Annotated in this window: 14 protein-coding genes; 5 read left to right on the top strand and 9 right to left on the bottom strand. The window is 50.8% G+C overall.

The window, feature by feature from the left end:
• Window positions 1–118 precede the first annotated feature (118 nt).
• The 6 genes from ACR0DO_RS15090 to ACR0DO_RS15065 form a co-directional block, all read right to left on the bottom strand.
• A complete protein-coding gene (locus ACR0DO_RS15090) occupies window positions 119–1,723 on the bottom strand; it encodes a type I restriction-modification system subunit M (protein WP_480559919.1) in 1,605 nt (534 codons plus the stop codon).
• Window positions 1,713–2,792: an AAA family ATPase gene (locus ACR0DO_RS15085; protein WP_480559917.1), complete on the bottom strand. Its 1,080-nt coding sequence runs from the start codon at window positions 2,790–2,792 to the stop codon at window positions 1,713–1,715. Before ACR0DO_RS15085 ends, ACR0DO_RS15090 begins: the two co-directional genes overlap by 11 nt.
• The gene (locus ACR0DO_RS15080) at window positions 2,789–4,060 is read right to left on the bottom strand and encodes a restriction endonuclease subunit S (protein ID WP_480559915.1); all 1,272 of its coding nucleotides are present in this window, start codon (window positions 4,058–4,060) and stop codon (window positions 2,789–2,791) included. The genes ACR0DO_RS15085 and ACR0DO_RS15080 overlap by 4 nt, the downstream gene beginning before the upstream one ends.
• Entirely contained in the window at window positions 4,053–7,037 is a 2,985-nt protein-coding gene (locus ACR0DO_RS15075) for a type I restriction endonuclease subunit R (RefSeq protein WP_480559913.1), read from the bottom strand. The genes ACR0DO_RS15080 and ACR0DO_RS15075 overlap by 8 nt, the downstream gene beginning before the upstream one ends.
• A 74-nt stretch (window positions 7,038–7,111) precedes the next feature.
• Window positions 7,112–7,474 (bottom strand): hypothetical protein, encoded by a 363-nt coding sequence (locus tag ACR0DO_RS15070; protein WP_480559911.1) that lies wholly within the window; start codon window positions 7,472–7,474, stop codon window positions 7,112–7,114.
• Complete coding sequence (locus tag ACR0DO_RS15065; RefSeq protein ID WP_480559909.1) at window positions 7,471–7,887, bottom strand: helix-turn-helix domain-containing protein; 417 nt, start codon at window positions 7,885–7,887, stop codon at window positions 7,471–7,473. Before ACR0DO_RS15065 ends, ACR0DO_RS15070 begins: the two co-directional genes overlap by 4 nt.
• A 160-nt stretch (window positions 7,888–8,047) precedes the next feature.
• Between ACR0DO_RS15065 and ACR0DO_RS15060 the strand changes: the two genes are divergently transcribed.
• Window positions 8,048–8,251: a hypothetical protein gene (locus ACR0DO_RS15060; RefSeq protein WP_480559907.1), complete on the top strand. Its 204-nt coding sequence runs from the start codon at window positions 8,048–8,050 to the stop codon at window positions 8,249–8,251.
• On the top strand, window positions 8,251–9,366 hold the full coding sequence (locus ACR0DO_RS15055; protein WP_480559905.1) for a tyrosine-type recombinase/integrase: 1,116 nt from the start codon (window positions 8,251–8,253) through the stop codon (window positions 9,364–9,366). Before ACR0DO_RS15060 ends, ACR0DO_RS15055 begins: the two co-directional genes overlap by 1 nt.
• A gap of 420 nt (window positions 9,367–9,786) precedes the next feature.
• Here the strand turns inward: ACR0DO_RS15055 and ACR0DO_RS15050 are convergent, their stop codons facing one another.
• The gene (locus tag ACR0DO_RS15050; protein WP_480559903.1) at window positions 9,787–10,230 is read right to left on the bottom strand and encodes a hypothetical protein; all 444 of its coding nucleotides are present in this window, start codon (window positions 10,228–10,230) and stop codon (window positions 9,787–9,789) included.
• A 19-nt stretch (window positions 10,231–10,249) separates the two neighbouring features.
• On the opposite strand from ACR0DO_RS15050, the gene ACR0DO_RS15045 reads away from it, so the two are divergent.
• A complete protein-coding gene (locus ACR0DO_RS15045; protein ID WP_480559901.1) occupies window positions 10,250–10,645 on the top strand; it encodes a recombinase family protein in 396 nt (131 codons plus the stop codon).
• 116 nt (window positions 10,646–10,761) lie between these two features.
• On the opposite strand, the gene ACR0DO_RS15040 is transcribed toward ACR0DO_RS15045, so the two are convergent.
• Together ACR0DO_RS15040 and mepK are read right to left on the bottom strand one after the other, a co-directional pair.
• The gene (locus ACR0DO_RS15040; protein WP_480559899.1) at window positions 10,762–12,021 is read right to left on the bottom strand and encodes a hypothetical protein; all 1,260 of its coding nucleotides are present in this window, start codon (window positions 12,019–12,021) and stop codon (window positions 10,762–10,764) included.
• A 540-nt stretch (window positions 12,022–12,561) separates the two neighbouring features.
• Window positions 12,562–13,131, bottom strand: coding sequence for a peptidoglycan L,D-endopeptidase MepK (gene mepK / locus ACR0DO_RS15035; protein WP_170442809.1), 570 nt, complete (start codon window positions 13,129–13,131; stop codon window positions 12,562–12,564).
• Window positions 13,132–13,485: 354 nt separating this feature from the next.
• On the opposite strand from mepK, the gene ACR0DO_RS15030 reads away from it, so the two are divergent.
• Window positions 13,486–15,090: a L,D-transpeptidase family protein gene (locus tag ACR0DO_RS15030; RefSeq protein ID WP_480559897.1), complete on the top strand. Its 1,605-nt coding sequence runs from the start codon at window positions 13,486–13,488 to the stop codon at window positions 15,088–15,090.
• A gap of 35 nt (window positions 15,091–15,125) precedes the next feature.
• The gene (lpxD, locus tag ACR0DO_RS15025) at window positions 15,126–16,217 is read left to right on the top strand and encodes a UDP-3-O-(3-hydroxymyristoyl)glucosamine N-acyltransferase (RefSeq protein WP_480559895.1); all 1,092 of its coding nucleotides are present in this window, start codon (window positions 15,126–15,128) and stop codon (window positions 16,215–16,217) included.
• The last annotated feature ends 14 nt before the right edge of the window (window positions 16,218–16,231 follow it).

The raw sequence follows: 16,231 nt of genomic DNA, 5'->3' as shown, positions 1-16,231 counted from the left end.
TGATACCCAGCCATTTGCCGCTCCAGAATAGGTTTTCCGCTTTTTGTAACACGGCGGGCGGGCACCAACCGTTTTTCGCACAGTATAGTGGACGTATGTTTCGGGTTGTTGAAGGTGATTAGTCAGGAATCGATGCGACCCCAAGTTCCTCCAAAAACTTGTTATGCTTACTCCGCGCTTCTGTTGCGCGCGCATCTATTGAGGATAGCTTTCGGTGAACCTCTTCAAGATCAATATCAGGTTCTGGTTCAGCTGTACTGACATAACGAGAAATATTCAGGTTATAGCCGTTCTCGCGGATTTCATCCATTGGCACGCAGCGGGAATATCGTTCCTCGTCGTTGCGCGCCCGGTAGTTGGACATAATTTTCTTGATATCCTTATCTCGTAGAAAATTCTGACGTTTATCTTTCTCATAATGTTCGCTGGCGTTGATAAACAAAACATCATCGGACCTCTTACATTTCTTTAGAACAAGGATGCAAACAGGGATGCCCGTTGAATAGAATAAATTCGCGGGCAGACCGATAACCGCATCAATATTGCCATCTTCAAGCAGCTTTTTGCGGATACGCTCTTCTGCGCCACCACGAAACAAAACCCCGTGCGGCAGAATGATCGCCATGGTCCCATCGTCTTTAAGGTAATGAAACCCGTGCAGTAAAAATGCAAAATCCGCCGCTGATTTAGGGGCAACCCCATAATTCTTGAAACGCGGGTCTTCAGCCATTGCATCGCCGGGGTCCCAACGCAGACTGAACGGCGGATTGGCGACAACGGCTTCGAAATACTTCTGCTTGGCTGGGTTCTCTTCGCGCAGTATGTCCCAATCGTTTTTTAACGTGTCGCCGTGAAAAATCTCGAACTCCGAGTCCTTGACGCCATGCAGCAACATGTTCATGCGTGCGAGATTGTAAGTCGTAATGTTCTTTTCCTGACCGTAGATTTTGCCGATCCCGTTCGACCCCATCTGCTTGCGCACATTGAGTTCGAGCGAGCCAGAGCCGCAGGCAAAGTCGAACACGCTTTCGAGATACTTCTTTTTGCCAGTCGACGGGTCTTGGCTGTCGAGAGTTACAATCTCGGACAACACGGTTGATATTGGCTGCGGCGTATAAAACTCGCCTGCCTTTTTACCGCTTCCGGCGGCAAATTCGCCGATGAGATACTCATAGGCGTCCCCCAACAAGTCACGATCCAGGGTGAATTCAGCAAGGCTATCAGCAATCTCGGAAATAATATCTGCGAGCTTATCGTTGCGGTCCGCAGGCGTTTTCCCCAGCTTTTCCGAGTCTAGATTGATTTCCGAGAAAAGGCCTTTGAAAGCACTGTCAAAGGATTCTTCCTCGATAAACTTGAAACCGTTGCGCAAAGTCGAAAGCAAATCCTCGCTTTGTCGTTTGGCCATGGCCGCGATATTGCCCCAGAGGTAGTCTGGCTTGACTACATAGTGAATACTCTTGCGCATCATGTCTTCGAACGCGCCGATATCATCGGGATTTTCTTCATACCAGTGTTGAAGTGGTGTCACATGACCGTTCTGGGCGGGGTAATCCGGCCCCAGCTCTTTTCGCGCCCGCTCTTCATAATTGTCGGAGAGATAGCGCAGAAACAGGAACGACAGCATGTAATCGCGGAAATCATCCGCGTTCATCGCGCCACGTAGCTTATCGGCAATCTTCCAGAGCGTCTTGCCCAGTTCTTTGTGTTGGTCAGTTGTCATTTGTCGTCTCGGGTTTCTTGTCCAGTTCAGGAATCCTGAATGCATAGTGTTTCATGAAACTGTTATAGATATCAGTAAACAGCGCCACGTTGTCCGTTCCCATTTGTCGGGGCTCATAAAGTGAATGCCCGCCGTGACTGTAGAGCTGAACAGCACGGTTGAATCTGGCCTCATTCTCGACATCGTGGATGCAAGCCTGAAAATTGGGAAGGCCAAAAAACGCTGCCGTCTTTTCCATGATATTGCGCATCACGTTGAAATGATAAGTAAAGAGCCGTTTTTCATCGACGGCTTTCTTGACCTCGGCCAACAACGCAACGTGATGAAAAAACGGCAGATCATCAGTGTTTGTCAGTGTGTAGATATCACCGTCTTTTGAGCGGTGGTAGTAATAGCATTTCTTGCCCTTCAACTCGTTGTACATAACGTTGAAAAATAGGCTATGATGGGTTGAGATAACGGCTTTCAACTCGTTGTCCCGCAACAAGCCCGCCAGATCACAGGCGATGGCAATCACATTGCTATCATCAAGCGACGACACGGGATCATCAATATAGAGCGTTTTGACCCAGTCATAGGCCTCCTGGCCATCGATCACCAATTGACAAATCGCCAGATAGACGCACCAGATAAATTGGTTCTGCTCGCCCCGTGAGATTTTGATATTCTCCGCATCATCTCGGTAAAACACGACCCGCCACGTTTCGTAATCAATGCGGAAATTATAATCCACATAGCGCCGCAGGAACTCGAAAATCCGGGTTTCCATCTCAAGCTCTTTGAAGCCCACAAAAAAGGCCGATTTCGAATTGATATTGAGATAGCGTTCAGCATCGCCGTCCAGATCATTGTCCCACCAGAACAGATCTTCGGTAAAAGCGTTGAAATAGAGCGTGTCGCGACCACCCTTTTGCTTGGCGAATTCCTTGTATTCCATCGACAGGCGGGTTTTGCCGGTGCCGTTATGGCCAAAGAGCAGAACAGTTTTCTTGTCATTAAGGTCATCGCGGATGCGGGTGACAACATCCCCGAGCGTCTTGTACTCTTTGGGCTTGGCATCGGGGTTCATGAACGGTCACCCATTTGGGGAAACAGCCCTTGCATCAGTCCCTTTTTGTGCAGCTTGAGCGCTTCGACTTTGTCGCGTTGCGCCGTGATCAAATCGTCAAGCGATGATAGGCAATCGGCGACGCGTTGTTGCTCTGGAAGAGAGGGTAATGGGATCTGGAATGATCGAATTTGAGAAAAATTCAAGCCTTGCCTATTGCCGCCTGCCTGAAAGTTGTCGATCTGTTTTTGTCCGAGTGGGGAAATGATATATTGGTTCAAAAATACAGGAGAAAGTTGCTGTTGTTGTGTTCGGATGATGCAAACGTGCTGGTTAACGTTGCCCCCAACGATCTTTTCTTCAACAATGGCACAGCGCCCAATCGAAGCTCCCGAAATATTCAACAGAACGTCATCCAACACTAGTTCGGTCGACGAGAATGTCTGATGAGTTTGCTCATCAATAAATGCAATGTCATCAAGAAGTAAGTTTCCCCAACCGACGTTTTGACTCCGGACAAATGGGCGGCCTTTCTTTTTGTAGACTTGGGAGCCACCTTTTGGTGTGGTTCCACTTCCCACTTTATTGGTTAGTGGCCCAAGCTCAGCTTCTTCCCATTGCTCGGACGACTCAAACTCAGGGAAACGCATCTCGGGGGTGGTTTCGCCCGCGCGTGGAAAGAGGTTTTGCATCAACCCCTTTTTTTGCGTACGCAAAGCTTCAAGCCGCTCCACCTCGATCTTGGTCAGTTCATCCAATGAAGATAGACATTCAGCGATTTTTTGTTGTTCAGGGAGGCTGGGCAAGCCAAATCTGATTTCACCGATGTTGTCGTAGTAGATGCGGACGCGAACCCCGCCATCTCCAGCTTCGTTGACGAATGCAGCCCAAACGTCGGACTGTCTAAATTGATCAAAAAAGTCTGGCGATAATCCAAACACTTCGCCGTCTTGATCGCATTTAAAAACTATATAGTCCGGGCTAACGAGAACGTCTTGATCGCCGTTCCAGCGAGCTATAGAACCAATATTCAGGCGCATTGGATTGTATGCGAACCAGTGTTTTCGGACCAGTTTATATCGAGAAGCGTCTGATGCAATGAGACGCTCCTCCATAGGTACTATTCCGTCAAACTTGCTGACACCCATTACATTAAGTTTGGGTGACTTCTCTCCATTCCGAGTTTTTGATTCAGAGGTTACATCTCGCAATTTTACCGTGTGAAGCGGCTGTTTCTGAAACTCAGGAAAGCGTAGGTCGGGCAAAAGCGGTGTTTTATCCTTACTCATAAACTTCGAGCCCTGAAATATCGCGTCCGCCCGCTCGTTTATTGAGAATGGGGATCAGTTGATCCATCACGGCGACCTTTTTCAGCGTGCGCTCTTTCCACCCGAGCCCCAACGGCTCCAACAGCGTGCTGAGGTCATCATCGTCGAAGACCATACGCTTAAGGATATGATCAACAAAGCCTTGTAGCGCGACGACGTCCAGCCCTTGCGCTTCGGCAATACCGGACAGTTCACGCGCCTGTTTTTCTGCCTTGAACGCCTGGTAGCCTTCGCGGATTTGGTCCTCGCTCAGCCCTTCGCCTTCGGTCAGCGTGTTGATATAAGCCTCGATATCTTCTCGCTCGCCGATGAACTTCGAATCCGACGCAATCAGGCCAATCAACTCGGTACGGGTCATCTTCTGTTTGCTGGGCAGGCCTTGCGAATAGGCCGCGATCAGCTTCATGATATAGTCGTAATCGATGATATCAGACGCAAAGAGCACAAACTCGAAATCAAGCTGCTGCACCACTGGCTCCGCCTTGTCACCCTCTTTGTCGCGTTTCTGTCGCAAGCGTTCGGCAGTGCTGAGATAGGCCCCTTTGAAGGCTCGTAGCGTATCCGTGGGCAGGATGTTTTCGATAGTCTCCTTTTGCGTGTCAGTCAGGTCGGTATACTGATCGAGCTGGGTTTTCTGGCGCTGCACATTTTTGAACAGATTGATGAACTGCGCCCGAGCTATGTCGCCCTTGAGGTTATGTACATCAGCAGGTTTGCCGTCGAGGTTCTGTGAATTCAGGAAGCTGGCGAGTTGTTGCACGGCATCGTCATATTTCTGAACCACCACCGGCGCGGGGTCGACAATCCAGATTTCTCTTGCCCTGTCTTTATCCTTCTTGCCGGAAAAGAGCCGGATGGCCTCATTGACCGCGTCTTGTTGCTGGCGAAAGTCGAGGATATTGCCATAGGGTTTTGTGTCATTCAGAACGCGATTGGTACGCGAAAATGCCTGAATGAGCCCGTGGTGTTTCAGGTTTTTATCAACATAGAGCGCGTTGAGATATTTTGAATCAAAACCCGTCAACAGCATGTCCACGACAATCGTGATGTCGATCTTGTTGGTGTGTGCGTAGTCTTCATCCGGAAACTGGTGGTCTTTGATGCGTTTTTGCACGTCCTGATAATACAGATCGAATTCGCCGATGGTGTGATTAGTGCAAAACTGTGCATTGTAGTCGGCGATGATGGTCTCAAGCGCCTTTTTCTTGCGCTCTGGATCTTTTTCGTTGTCGGCTTTCTCTTGCGTGAGCTCGTCTTGAAGTTGCTTCACATCCTTTCGTTTGTCCGGGTCTTCAATTGTCTTGGCCGGAGGAGAGAAAACAGCGACGACGTTGAGGGGAACAAAGTCTGGATCATCGTTGGAGTGTTCAGCCTGTACCTTCTTGAAGAGGTCGACATATTCGATGGCGTCATTGATGCTGGCTGTTGCTAAAATCGCGTTGAATTTGCGCCCACGCGTTGCAGCATCGTGTTTGCTGAGGATCGAGTCGACGATCGCCCGCTTAGCAATTGGGTCGCCGGGCTTAGGTTTCGGAGTGCCCTTTGGTTCGTAATAGTCAATATGGAACCGCAGGACATTGCCGTCGTCGATAGCGTTCGTGATCGTGTAGGCGTGAAGCTCATGCTCGAAAACGTCCTCGGTGGTCATAAGGGTCGCTTCTTCGCCGGTGATTTTGCGATAGGTGGCGTTTTCGTCAAAAATGGGCGTGCCTGTGAAGCCGAAAAGTTGAGCCTCGGGGAAGAATTCTTTGATTGCTTCGTGGTTTTCGCCAAATTGCGAGCGGTGGCATTCGTCGAAAATAATCGCCATGCGTTTGTCCCGCAAAGGCTCCAATCGTTCCTTGTAGTTTTTCTTATGCTTGCCATCGAGGGCAATGCCCAGCTTCTGGATGGTAGTGACGATGACCTTGTCTTTGTAATTGTTAGACAGCAGGCGGCGGACGAGAGTTTCGGTATTGGTATTTTCTTCAACACATCCATCTTGGAACCGGTTGAATTCTTCGCGCGTCTGACGGTCGAGGTCCTTGCGGTCCACGACAAACAGACACTTCTCGATATCAGGATTGTGCTTGAGAAGCGTCGACGTTTTAAAAGAGGTAAGCGTCTTGCCACTGCCCGTGGTGTGCCAAATGTAGCCGTTGCCGCGATTTTTGTGGATGCTGTTCACAATGTCTTTGACCGCGAAGATTTGATAAGGGCGCATGATCATCAGCTTTTGCTCACTGGCGACCAAAACCATATAGCGGCTAATCATTTGACCAAGAGTGCATTTCGCAAGGAATGACTTGGCGAAGTCACGCAGGTCAGTGATCTTCTGATTATCCCTCTTGGCATCCTGATAAATGGGCAAGAAGCGCTCATCGGCATCAAAATTGAAGTGGCGGTTGTCGTTGTTGGAAAAATACCAAGTTTCGCTGCGATTGCTGACAATGAAGAGCTGGAGAAAGCACATCATCGTGCGGCCATATCCATTGCCGGGGTCGTTCTTGTACCCGACGATTTGCTGCATTGCGCGGCGAGGATTGATGTTGAGCGTCTTGAGCTCGATTTGAGCGACGGGAATACCGTTGATCAACAAGACCACATCATATTTGTGGTGGCTGTTTTCAGTGTTGAGCCGAAGCTGGTTGATGACTTCGTAAGTGTTTTTGCACCAATCTTTTGTGTTGACTAATGTGAAGTCCAGGGGCGTGCCGTCATCCCGCGTGAAATGGTTGATTTCTCGCAAGATTTTCGCCGATTTGAACACATCTGGGCTGACAATTATCTCCAACAGACGATCAAATTCGCTGTCGTTCAAATTTACTTGGTTAAGCTCTTCGAACTTTTTCCGAAAATTATCATGGAGGCTATCGCGGTCCTTGATGTCAGGGCGATACACATATTTCAGCTCTTGGAGTTGTTCGATCAACTCGTTTTCGATTTCTTGCTCATTCATCTTCTGCTCGTACGTGCGCGGATTTACCTTGTTGAAAATTCGGGGCCGGTCTGACCTTTAAGCTAGGCCGATTTCTAGATTGTGGGGTAGTTTTTGATTTGTTTCCCCATCGTTAGACCGGTAATGAGCCCGGCAAGAAACAAAGACAGTGCGATTGAACATAGACATATTTTGAGTGCGTCCATGTCGAGAACATTGGAGGTTTTAGGCAACCATGGGATCACCAGCCAAATAAGCAATGTAATGCAAAAAAGGCGTTGGGTAGTCGCGTAACGCGCCGACAAGCGATCAGACTTGATCGCAGCTAGCAATCGCTTCGCCTGATCCCGAAGTGGTTTGGGCTCACCACGATGGATAGTGATATCGGAGGGCTCTGTTTCAGTCAGAAATGCCCGTCCAACCTGTTTCTCGGTTTCAGTAAGTGGAGTATTCGTCATGCCATCATCCTCAACAAGCTGTCGATTTCTGTCTGTGCAACATCACCTTTGTGGGTAACCGGGGAGGTGGCGCGGTATTCATCTTGAAGTGCTTTTGTTATCACGCGCCACTTTGCCTGTGGAGAGATATCAATATCGAGGTCTTCGAGGCGTTCATCCACCAAAATAGAAATTTGCTTTATTCGTTCGACCGCCAATGACGAGGGCTCGCCTGTGAGAATTCTATGCGCGTCTTCGTCAAAGAACTCACACAGCTTGAGTAATATGGAGCTTGGCATATCCCGTTCGTCACGTTCATAAAACTGGTAGGTACTTCGACTTACGCCAATAGCCTCTGCGAGTTGTTCTTGTGACATGCCTCGTGCTTTACGAAGCGCCGTTAGACGAGCTCCCAACGCCAAAACTTCTCTCATATGCTTCATTCCGTGTTGACATGCCGCGGTTAGGGGTTCTATTCACTCAAAAGACACAATATGTGTCTTTTGAGTAGAATCCGTCTCACTCTATGTATCATTGCTTTAAATACTGAGCAATTCGCCTGGATTTGATGACATTCGTAAAAAGGAGTGTCAAATGAGTGCACAAGTCACGGCATACGCTAGCATTCTCGAAACCCCGGCCCAGCTCGCCAGGCGCGTGAGCTTGCCGGTCAGCAACATTCGCTTTCTCATCAAGTCCGGCCAGTTGGATGTGATTTATACTACCCCTGGCAAACGAAATCCGAAGGTGCCGCCGGGGGCATGGGAGCGCTATCTCGAAAATCAGGTTCAGCACTGATGGGCGCAGTCGTCGGAGAGCCGACACTAAGGCGGGATCGCAAACGGCCAAAAGACCAAAAGGCCAGATTCTACATTTATTGGACGGATAGCATCGAAGGTAGCAAGGAGAAGTCGACTGGCACGAACATCTATAGCCAAGCGTTACGCGTTTTCGACAAATGGCGGCTTAGAAATATCGGTGTCGTATCGTCTCGTGCAATTTCCGAAGTCTTTCTGGACGAGGTGTTGGAGTACTATCGTGATGCTCAGGTAGCTCGCGATAAGTCAGTTGAGCGCCTCGAAAGCTCGATGAAACGCCTGTCTCCTTATTGGGGGGATCGGCCAGCGAGTGTGGTGAATACAGCGACTATAAAGGACTACGAGAAATACCGCTTTGCGCTGCATGATGAACTTTACCCAAACGCCGAGACCATTTCTATTAATACTATTAGGCGGGAGCTGGTTGACCTTCGATCAGCGCTCAATAGGGCAAAGAAAGACAGACTCATAGATCGCGAAGTGTTCGTTGAGCTTCCTGCTGAGGTTAAGAAAGGTGTGGAATATTTTTCTTGCGGGGATGCAATCGGATTGCTTCGCATGTCTCCCCGTGTGCGACGCGCGCGCTATCATCTGCCCTTGTTTTTGTGGATTGGCTTTCTTACGGGGCGTCGTAAAGAGGCCATATTGGATTTGAGATGGTCTGACGTTGACTTCGATGCCGAAGTGATTGTCTGGATGCCCGAAGGGAAAGCTGAAACCAAAAAACGAAGGCCGGTTGGGAGGTTGCCAAGACGGCTGAAGGCCATATTGCAGCGATACCGGCAAGCACACCCGAATGATGAGTTTGTCATTTCTTATCAAGGCGGTCCGATAAAAGATATAAAAGCGTCTTTCGCTCATGCCGTGGAGTTGCTGCGCGAGAAGAAATCAAAGGTTTCCGGCTGCGATAAAGCGGAACTTCTCCAAGTTGCTTACCCCCACATGATGCGGCATTCCTGTGCGACGTGGCTAATGCAAAAGGGCACGGATAAGCGCGAAGCCTGCCAGTTCTTAGGGATGACCGAAGACACACTTGAACGGAGATATTGGCATCATCATCCGGATTTCCAGCGAGGAGCAGCGGATGCGTTCTAGTTCCAGATAGGGCGATTTGAAGTGACTTAGTAACGGCCTAGGAACTTGGTTTGTGTCACCTGATGAGCAACTCAGTGTGAGTTCCCAATTGGCCTGAACGGTGTTTGCGCTCTGAAGAAAACGGAATTTAGTCTGTGTTATTTCGGTCTTCCGCCTCTAAGCTCAAGCCCATTATGATCAACACAGAAAACACGATTAGAACCCAAACAACAAAAGTTCCTAGGCCAAAACCAAAAGACGCAAACAGTAAAATTCCAACTAGTATTGTTAGCAGTGTTACCAAAGTAGATATCATATTGTAGTCCTTAGCTTTCACCCTGAAGTTGACGCGATGTATCTGTTTGTCAACCGAATTGTAAGCTCAGGTTGGAAGCCCGTTCGGCATACCGCTTGGTATGTATTACATATGGTGAGGATGTTTCAGGCTGCTTCATGTTGGTTTGCAAGGCATATTGCTTCTGAGATTTCACCAGTGTCTGGTTCAAGGACTAAACCATAAAGATCTGGCTTGGCTGAGGCGTTCCAAAACCTCTGACAGTATAGTTCTGCCGCCTGAGTGATGTTGGGGTAGTGAGGGGTGTTTCTCCAATACAGTGGTAGGTCATAGTCGCCCAGCGCTGGCACGATCTTTCCGGTTTCTATGTTTCTCATCTTCATATGGCAGTGAAAAACTAGATTTGGGCGGGACAACTTTTTGATCATGTCGGAGTTGCCTGCACACAAAAGGTATTTGTTGGTCAAGATATTGCGGAGTATTTGATTTCCGTCTCTAGCAGAGTCGATCAAGCCCTTTACGAATCCGAGCCTTTCTCCGACCGGAAGAGAGTACAGCTTTTCCGAAAGCAGGAAGGCGGTATCAAACAACTCTAGTTGGCTTCTTTTCTTGGATGGACTTGATGCGGCATTTACCCATCTGCTGTCCATCCTAAATGAACTTGAAAGCAAAGGTGCGGCGTTGAAGATCGTAAACCTTGGTATTGATACCTCTACGCCAACAGGCAGGCTGATGTTGACCGTTCTTGGCGGCATTGCTGAGTTCGAGCGTGGGATAATGCTGGAGCGTCAGCGGGAAGGCATCGCAAAAGCCAAAGCCGATGGGAAATACAAAGGTCGAAAGCCCACTGCACGAGCTAAGTCGGGTCAAGTGATGCGACTTCGTTCCGAAGGGGTTGGGCCTTCAGAAATTGCCCAGCGCCTTGGAATTGGTAGAGCGTCAGTATACCGGATCATTAGTGATCAAAAGGAAGGTATTTTGGATGCCGAAAAGAACCCAGAATAAGAAGATTCCGCACTAGGACACAGTTATTGCTAGCGTAGCCCCACGGAGAAACAGACGCTACCAACATACTAATTCCGAACCGAGAGTATTTTCTGCGAAATTTTTCTACCCATGCGTTACTGGTCTCCGTGAAACTTGTCTGCAATGTCTAATAGATACCGCTGATCCTCACGTTTTTTCTTGTCATGAGGAACGTCACAGAACTTCCAAAGGGTCTCGGGACGCTCAAATTTGTAGGGGTTTGTGACATACATCCTAAAAAGGGGGGAGATGAAACTCTCAAGCTGGAAGGCAACATCCTGATCATCGTGTATGGAGGCATCCTCTCCGTGCGCCAAGAGGTTTCGGCGCTCACGAAGATGATTTCCAACAAGAATCATTTCGTCACGGGCCTCAAACATGTTTGCCGCCCTTCTGATTTTGGTATCTGAATTCGCATGCCTGCCACCAGAAATCTGTTCGAAGAGTTGCCATCCAAGCATTAGCGCTTGCTGCGCATCATGTTGGCTGAATGCGGCGAAGAACTTCCGGTAGGCAAGCATGACTTCATCAACCCAATTCGATTTCTTCGCGGCTCGAAGCAAACGATCTGCTTCGTTTGCCACTTTACCGGCGTAGTCCCCAAGTGGAGAATGTTCTCGGAAGCTTTTGGGAATCCAGTGGTCATAAAAATAACCTTGGTAAGCAAGCTTGCCATTTGGGAAGTGAATTGTGGATTGAGGTTGCAGTAGCACACGACCAATTGGCCTACGCAGGCCGCTGTAGGACGCCCAATCCACACCAAAAGTATCAACAAAACAAACGACCCCTAGATAGGTTGTAAGCGCATCGTGGCCCAACTCATACGCCTCTACGGCGGCTGATGCTTTGACGGATGCTGTTACGAGGTTATTGTCAGATACATCGCTGAACACGGTTCGGAAGGCGTCTGCAAATTGTTTATGGGTTCGCTGTTCGCTCCTTTCATTGGCCGCTATTTGATAGGTGCGAGACGCTTTCGACGGGGTGAAGTTTAGCCAGACATCCTCAATTTTCCGACGCCCCCTCAGAAGCTCTGTACGCCCCCAAACGGGAAAGAAAACGGTGAACGGCTGCTCTTGCTGTTTCGCCTCACTACAGGCTTTTCGATAGAGCTTTTCAAACTGCTCAACGTCAATTTCTTGCTTAGTCCGCAGCGCTGTACGGATGGCCTGTTTCCTTTTGAAGCCTGTTGATCGTTTATCTAAAATGGCGGTTCCCAAAGCCGATACCCATTGTTCAAATGATCCGCTCATTGGCATCGTCATTGAGCCATCGTCATTTAAAGTGCGGGCTTTGCAAGCCAATTCGATAATCAATTTTGCGCTATGCTTATCGCGCCAGAATCCTTTGGCCATGTGCGAGTATCAATCTTCTGCATTCAATCTGTACGCAAAGTTTAGGACTAGCCCCTCCTGCCGACAAGCGGCTTTCATATCCCAAGATTTTCCCATCAACTCAGAGTAGTTTAGGGATGCGATTAGTATGCAAAGTATCCACAATGAAGCCGTGGTATATCCGGAACAGTTGTGGACGGTTAACGCTATCAAATTCAAGATAATGAATATTATTTTGTAATTTAAAGCAAGCGCAGAGCCAAAAACACTTCGTTCACTTCGAAGATGTCTGAAGACTTGGCTTTAGGTCCACAAGTCTAGAGAAAGGTGACACAAAGAGTGACACATGTTTTTTACTGTTGATGTAAGTAATTGTAATAAAATAGAAATTTGAAACGAGAATTGGTAGAAAATCCTCTCAGGTGCGCCATCTTCCCAATTTCATTAAGTTCTGTGCAGCGCCTGCCGTGAAGGCTGTTTTCAGAAATTCCCGCCTTTTCCGGTGTCCAAAAAACAAAGAGCGCCCAAGGGCGCTCGTCGTTTCGAAACTGTGTGGGGTGTTTAGCCGCCCCAGCTGCGGACTTCACCGCAATCCATATGCACGAAATTCGAGCGGGAGTATTTGCCCACGCCACCTGCGCGGCAGGACATCGCGGCCCTGGCCATCTGCGAGACCGAACGCGACGACAGGCGCAAGTCGGCGGCCTGGCCTTTCATATGCAGCGAGTTCTTGGCAACCCGGCGCGAGCGCGACCGCAGCATCGCGTTGGTCTGCGGTGAGCGGTAACCCGAAAGCAGCATGTACGGTTCGTTCACATCCAGAAGGTTGTGTGAGGCCGCCATGATGTCGATGGTGCGCAGGTCCATGTCCTTGACCTGGTCGGTCCGCCAGTCGCGCATGAAATGGTTGATCTCTTTCACGGCATCTTTGATGTACTTGCCATCGACCCAATAGATCATGTCGATGCGTTCACCGGTGCGACCGGAATACATGCGGATGCGTCGGATGTCGCCACCACCGCGAAGAAACCCTGCTGCATTGGAATAAGTCGGTGCTGCCACAACTGCCGTAGCCGCGAATGCGCCCAGAAGGGCACGCCGGGTCAAGCCCGATGTACTGCTCATCGTCATTTCAGTTTCGTCCCGTACTGTTCCTGCCTGCACACGATGTTACGCGCGCGTTCTTAATTTTTTCCCATCCCAGATGCAGGATTTATGACACAGCCGCGAAAAACAGCCAAGAAGTCTTTCAAAATCACCTTTTCAAGGGGGAATTTTCGGCAGTTTTTTGCGCAGGTGGCACAATTATGTATAATCCAGAGGCATTTGGCGGCGCAATTCCGCCGGGCGATGCAAACACGCATCACGCTCTGACAGATGCGCCGCGATGATACATTTGTGAATAGACAAGCTGCCCGGGGCGCAATCATAGTTGATCGGCACGCATCCCAGCGGCGCAAAATAAAGAATAATCAAGGCCATCCCATGTTCTCAGGTTTTCGGACGCGTACTGGTTTTATTTTAACGGCATGTTTTCTGGCTTCAGCATCGATCGCAGGCGCAGAAACCCGGCCGGCAACGGCTTATCAGATGGCTGTCGCAGAATTTGCCCCCTCGGGGTCAGGGATTGCGGAATTCTATCGCGAAAACGGATTTGCACCGGTTTGGGTGGGGGAATCACCTGAATACATGGCGCGGCGGGCGCGGTTGATCCGAGCTTTGTCGGGCACCGACATGCATGGGCTGCCGCAGGGCTCTTTCAGCGCTCAGGCGCTCTTGGATCAGATGCAGAACGCCCGCACGACACGCGATCTTGGCGCGGTCGAGATCCAGTTGACCCGCGCTTTTGTAGAATACGCCCGAAACCTCCAATCCGGCGCGTTGCGGCCTTCTGCGATCGACGATGGCCTAGTGCGCAAGGTCGAACGGACCCCGGCCAAGGAACACCTTCAGGGCCTTATTGCGGCGGAGAACGGCAGCTATTTCGATCAGCTTGCCCCGCAATCGGCGCAATACCGGGCGTTGATGAAACAGAAACTGGCGCTGGAAAGCCTCGTCCATCAAGGGGGCTGGGGACCAACGGTTCCGGTGTCCAAGCTGGAATACGGTGACACGGGGCCTGATGTGATCAAGCTGCGCAACCGTTTGGTTTCAATGGGTTATATGCGACCAACGGCCAGCCCGGAATTCGATGACGCCCTGTTGGGAGCGGTGCAGGCGTTTCAGACCGATCATGGCCTTGCGGCCGACGGCGTTGCCGGGCAGGGCACGATCACCGAGCTTAACCGCAGCGCCTCGGATCGGCTCAAGGCCGTCTATGTCGCACTTGAGCGCGAACGCTGGTTGCCGCGCGAACGGGGCGAGCGTCATATTCTGGTCAACCAGACCGATTTCTCGGCCAAGATCGTGGATGACGGTTCGATCACTTTTGAGACCCGCGCCGTGATCGGCAAGAACACTCATGACCGCCGCAGCCCCGAATTCTCGGACGAGATGGAGCATATGGTCATCAACCCCAGTTGGTATGTTCCGCGCTCGATCATCACCAAGGAATACCTGCCCAAGCTCAAGTCCAACCCGCACGCGGTCGGGCACATCCAGATTACCGACCGCAGCGGCCGTCAGGTCAATCGCGGTGCGGTGGATTTCACCCAGTTCAATGCGCGCAACTTTCCGTTTGCGATGCGTCAGGCGCCCGGAACAAGCAATGCTCTGGGGTTGGTGAAGTTCATGTTCCCCAACAAGTACAATATCTATCTGCATGATACGCCTCAGAAAAGTCTGTTCGCGCGTGAGGTGCGGGCGTTCTCGCATGGCTGTATCCGCCTGGCGCAACCATTTGAGTTCGCCTATGCGCTGCTGGCCAAACAGGAAGAAAATCCAAAGGCGTTTTTCCACCGGGTGCTGAACACCGGTAAGGAAACCACAGTGCGGCTTGAGGAACACGTTCCGGTCCATATCATCTATCGTACGGCCTTTATCGGACCGAAGGGCAAGGTTCAGTATCGTCGGGATGTTTACGAGCGTGACCGTAAAATCTGGGAGGCTCTGCAGAAAGCAGGGGTGGCCCTGCCGGACGTTCAGGGGTAATCAGCGGGGCAGGTCCTTAAACCGGGAAGCCCGACATGCACTACACCATCCAGCAAATCGCTGACGCCCTTGGGGCGGAAAGCCAGGGTGACACCAGCCTGATTATCGAACGCGCCGCCGAACCGGCGGATGCCGGGGCGTCCGATCTGGCGATGGCGATGTCTCCGAAATATGCCGAGGCGCTGAGCGGTGGGGCCGCACAGGCTGCTGTCTTGTGGGAAGGGGCCGACTGGCAGGCGTTGGGTCTGAAAGCAGTGATTTTTGTGCCTCGTCCACGTATGGCGATGGCGGGGGTGACCGCGATGCTGGATCGCGGGCAGGGGGTTGAGCCGGGGATTCACCCCTCGGCTGTGATCGATCCGACGGCTGAAATCGGTGAGGGTGCCTCGATCGGACCGCTGGCCGTTGTCGGCGCGCGGGTGAAAATTGGCAAAGCTGCCGTTATTGGCCCCCATTGTGTAATCGGGATGGATGCGGTTCTGGGTGACCAAGCAATGCTGCGCGAGATGGTCAGCATCGGGGCGCGGGCGCAAATCGGGGACCGTTTCATTGCCCAACCCGGCGCGCGGATCGGCGGTGACGGGTTCAGTTTCGTCACTCCCGAAGTGTCCGGCGCCGAAAACGCGCGCAAGACGATGGGTGATCAGGGCGACGCACGGGCGCAAAGCTGGCTGCGTATTCATTCTTTGGGCGCAGTAGAGATCGGTGATGACGTTGAGGTTGGCGCCAATTGCACCGTCGACAATGGTACAATCCGCAATACCCGCATCGGCAATGGCTCAAAATTGGATAACCTCGTGCATGTCGGCCACAACACCCGCGTTGGGCAGGATTGTCTGCTGTGCGGTCAAACCGGGGTGTCCGGTTCGGTCGAGATTGGTAACAACGTGGTTCTGGGCGGCCAGACCGGTGTGGTCGACAACATCTTTATCGGCAACGGCGTGATTGCGGGGGGCGGCACCAAGATTCTGTCCAACGTGCCTGCAGGTCGCGTGATCATGGGCTATCCGGGCATCAAGATGGAAACCCATACCGATATCTACAAAGCACAACGTCGTCTGCCCCGAATGGCGCGTGACGTCGAGGCGTTGAAAAAGGCTGTTTTCAAACAGCCTCCGAGTGATTAAATCATCCGCAACGG

The sequence above is a fragment of the Ruegeria sp. AM9 genome (genome assembly GCF_056540565.1).
The sequence above is the reverse complement of the archived record's forward strand: the minus strand, read 5'-3'. Positions and strand labels throughout refer to the sequence as shown.

What these genes read in the sequence shown, in the direction of transcription:
- ACR0DO_RS15040 (WP_480559899.1), bottom strand. Translation starts at nt 12,021, where the DNA reads ATGGCCAAAGGATTCTGGCGCGATAAGCATAGCGCAAAATTGATTATC.
- mepK (WP_170442809.1), bottom strand. Translation starts at nt 13,131, where the DNA reads ATGACGATGAGCAGTACATCGGGCTTGACCCGGCGTGCCCTTCTGGGC.
- ACR0DO_RS15085 (WP_480559917.1), bottom strand. Translation starts at nt 2,792, where the DNA reads ATGAACCCCGATGCCAAGCCCAAAGAGTACAAGACGCTCGGGGATGTT.
- ACR0DO_RS15075 (WP_480559913.1), bottom strand. Translation starts at nt 7,037, where the DNA reads ATGAATGAGCAAGAAATCGAAAACGAGTTGATCGAACAACTCCAAGAG.
- ACR0DO_RS15055 (WP_480559905.1), top strand. Translation starts at nt 8,251, where the DNA reads ATGGGCGCAGTCGTCGGAGAGCCGACACTAAGGCGGGATCGCAAACGG.
- ACR0DO_RS15065 (WP_480559909.1), bottom strand. Translation starts at nt 7,887, where the DNA reads ATGAGAGAAGTTTTGGCGTTGGGAGCTCGTCTAACGGCGCTTCGTAAA.
- ACR0DO_RS15030 (WP_480559897.1), top strand. Translation starts at nt 13,486, where the DNA reads ATGTTCTCAGGTTTTCGGACGCGTACTGGTTTTATTTTAACGGCATGT.
- ACR0DO_RS15080 (WP_480559915.1), bottom strand. Translation starts at nt 4,060, where the DNA reads ATGAGTAAGGATAAAACACCGCTTTTGCCCGACCTACGCTTTCCTGAG.
- ACR0DO_RS15070 (WP_480559911.1), bottom strand. Translation starts at nt 7,474, where the DNA reads ATGACGAATACTCCACTTACTGAAACCGAGAAACAGGTTGGACGGGCA.
- ACR0DO_RS15060 (WP_480559907.1), top strand. Translation starts at nt 8,048, where the DNA reads ATGAGTGCACAAGTCACGGCATACGCTAGCATTCTCGAAACCCCGGCC.
- ACR0DO_RS15090 (WP_480559919.1), bottom strand. Translation starts at nt 1,723, where the DNA reads ATGACAACTGACCAACACAAAGAACTGGGCAAGACGCTCTGGAAGATT.
- lpxD (WP_480559895.1), top strand. Translation starts at nt 15,126, where the DNA reads ATGCACTACACCATCCAGCAAATCGCTGACGCCCTTGGGGCGGAAAGC.